The sequence below is a fragment of the Dysgonomonas sp. PH5-45 genome (assembly GCF_029893235.1).
In the GTDB taxonomy this organism is placed as follows: domain Bacteria; phylum Bacteroidota; class Bacteroidia; order Bacteroidales; family Dysgonomonadaceae; genus UBA1309.
Window position 1 is genome coordinate 1 of the sequence record NZ_JARXWE010000062.1, and the last position, 2,339, is coordinate 2,339.

Sequence of the window (2,339 nt, forward strand, 5' to 3'; positions counted from 1 at the left end):
TTAGTCATGATTATTGCTTGCGGTCTACATAATTTTAGAATTTCAAATTCATTGATTTTTAATCATATATAGTTTTATTGAATATAATGTCTATTCAACCTCCTTGCCGAGAATTTCTTCCAAATACTATATGTGAGAAAGTTCTTATCGGAAATAAAGTTATGCAGATACCCACTCTACAATCTCATATAGGAGCTTTTTTTAATCCGATATATCCCCTTATCCCCAAAATAGGAATTTAATTCTATTTCATTATAGTCATTTGTGGGAATTTCAAAAAACTCACCCTGCATTTTCTGTAAATCAAATAGTCTCATTCTTGAGTGAGTTCTTTGGCCTGATTTGGGAATTTCTGTATCAACCATTTTAACACATCAAGTTGATCTTTGGCTGGAGCTCTTCTAATTTGTGCAATTAGTTTTATTGTATTCGGTCGATTTAATGTTAAGTTTGATGCACCTTCGTTACAAACAGAACATATTGCCCTCAAATTACTAGGATCGTCTGTTCCTCCCATTGATTTATCAATAATGTGTCCAATGTGAAGCCTCGTTTTTCGTCCACTATCATATGGATGGGGTTCACCAGCGGCTGCGCCGCACATTTGGCAAGTAAAACCATTGCGATCAAGGACAAAAGCTCTAGTTTCTTTTGAAATATCACGTTCAAATGCAGGTAAAGGTTTCAGATTCACTAGTAAATATTGACCCGGCTTTAAATCGCTTCTATCATTATGAGTTACGATATTAAGCCCTTCTTCATTTCTAAGCTCTCTAACTCTTCTTGCCCATTCACTAGTACCTGCCACCTCTCGAAGAGTGTCAGAATCTAATACTTTACCAACATTTTCCATCAAAAAATCTCTGAGTTTTGCTCTAGACCCTTTTCTACGTGGAGTTTTATTTGTCATAACTTAATGCTTTTATTATTGATTTTCCGACTGCTTTTGCTACTGGTGGGGGAAATGCATTTCCCACCTGCCTATATGCCGGTGTTTTTTTTCCTGTAAATTTCCATTCTTTTGGAAAACCTTGAACCAAAGCTGTCATCGCAATAGTCAATCGGGGATTTCCTTCAAAATCACAATTTGGTGGCTGGTCTGCTAATCCTCCTCCATCCACACCGATTTCTTGCCACGCCTTTCGTGCCCTTGTTGGACCCAGATCTGCTCCACCATGTTTTTTCGAGCCTCCTACCAATGTCGGTGCTATTTTATTTGCCTTTTTTTTCCATTCATCTACTTTTTCCCAGCCCAATAGTGACATTTCTTCATATAGCAAGTCCCCTATTGTTTTTGGTTCTCCTTTCTGTTTATCTGGCCAAACAAAAAAATCAAAATATTCTTTTTTTAATGCGATTAAAATAGCTCTTGGTCTAAGTTGTGATACTCCAAAATCCGAAGCATGTAATAATTGCCAATCTGTTTTGTATCCTAATTCTTTAAATTCATTGATTATTTCATTTCGGTATTCTTCAAATTTTGGTTCAAGTAAGCCACGAACATTTTCAAGAAGAACAGCTTTGGGGTTACATTCTTTCACTAGTCTAATGGCTTCTGGAAATAAATCTCTGTCATCAAGTTGTCCTAATTGTTTACCTGCGATAGAAAAAGGAGGGCAAGGCACTCCGCCGGCTAATAAATCTACTTGGCCTTTATATCTTGTTGCATTAAATCGTCTTAAATCACCTTGAACTACATTCCATTTAGGTCTATTTGCAATGAGTGTTTGACACGCCAAAGGCTCAATCTCAACTAATGCAAGATGATCAAATCCCGCTTCCTCGAGTCCTAAAGCCTGCCCACCAGCACCAGCACATATTTCTAAAGATTTAAATTTTTGTGCCATACTATTTTGAGTTGTGAGATTTTAAATATTTCACTCTTTCCTCCGCCACCTTCAAGGTTTGAGAAGCAACATCTTCATCAACTAATTCATATGCGATCTTCTCGCTAAGATAATGGATTAACAGTTCCTCTTTGTTCAAATCAAGAATATCGGCAAGTTTAAGAATATGATCTTTAGTAGCTTTTCGTTCGCCACGTTCAACTTTGCTTAATATTGCGGTGTCAATATCAAGCAATGCTGCCACCTGTCTGAGAAGCAATCCTTTTTTTTCTCGACGTTCTCTAAGAATTTCGCCAGTTGTCTGATTTACATCCATCTTTCGTTTGAAATATTTGATTTGACACTTTTTGTCAAAGGTAGTAGTTTTATTTAAATTCCAAATGCTTTGGGTGAAAAAGTTATTAATGCGAATCAGTAGTTGAAACAATTCGCTGATTTGTTTAGTTAAAATATTTATTATCAATGAAATAAGCGCGTTGAATATTTGCTCAA

3 protein-coding genes are annotated in these 2,339 nt (G+C 36.3%); all 3 read right to left on the bottom strand.

Features of this window, described 5'->3' with window-relative positions; all coding sequences use genetic code 11:
- Positions 1-313 precede the first annotated feature (313 nt).
- Complete coding sequence (locus M2132_RS11905) at positions 314-910, bottom strand: HNH endonuclease (protein WP_280673840.1); 597 nt, start codon at positions 908-910, stop codon at positions 314-316.
- Positions 900-1,847, bottom strand: a complete 948-nt coding sequence (locus M2132_RS11910; protein WP_280673842.1) for a DNA cytosine methyltransferase — start codon at positions 1,845-1,847, stop codon at positions 900-902. The genes M2132_RS11905 and M2132_RS11910 overlap by 11 nt, the downstream gene beginning before the upstream one ends.
- A gap of 1 nt (position 1,848) precedes the next feature.
- On the bottom strand, positions 1,849-2,339 hold a 491-nt coding region (locus M2132_RS11915; protein WP_280673844.1), incomplete at its 5' end, for a helix-turn-helix domain-containing protein.

Coding starts and splice junctions, on each gene's coding strand:
- M2132_RS11905 (WP_280673840.1), bottom strand. CDS start 910: ATGACAAATAAAACTCCACGTAGAAAAGGGTCTAGAGCAAAACTCAGA.
- M2132_RS11910 (WP_280673842.1), bottom strand. CDS start 1,847: ATGGCACAAAAATTTAAATCTTTAGAAATATGTGCTGGTGCTGGTGGG.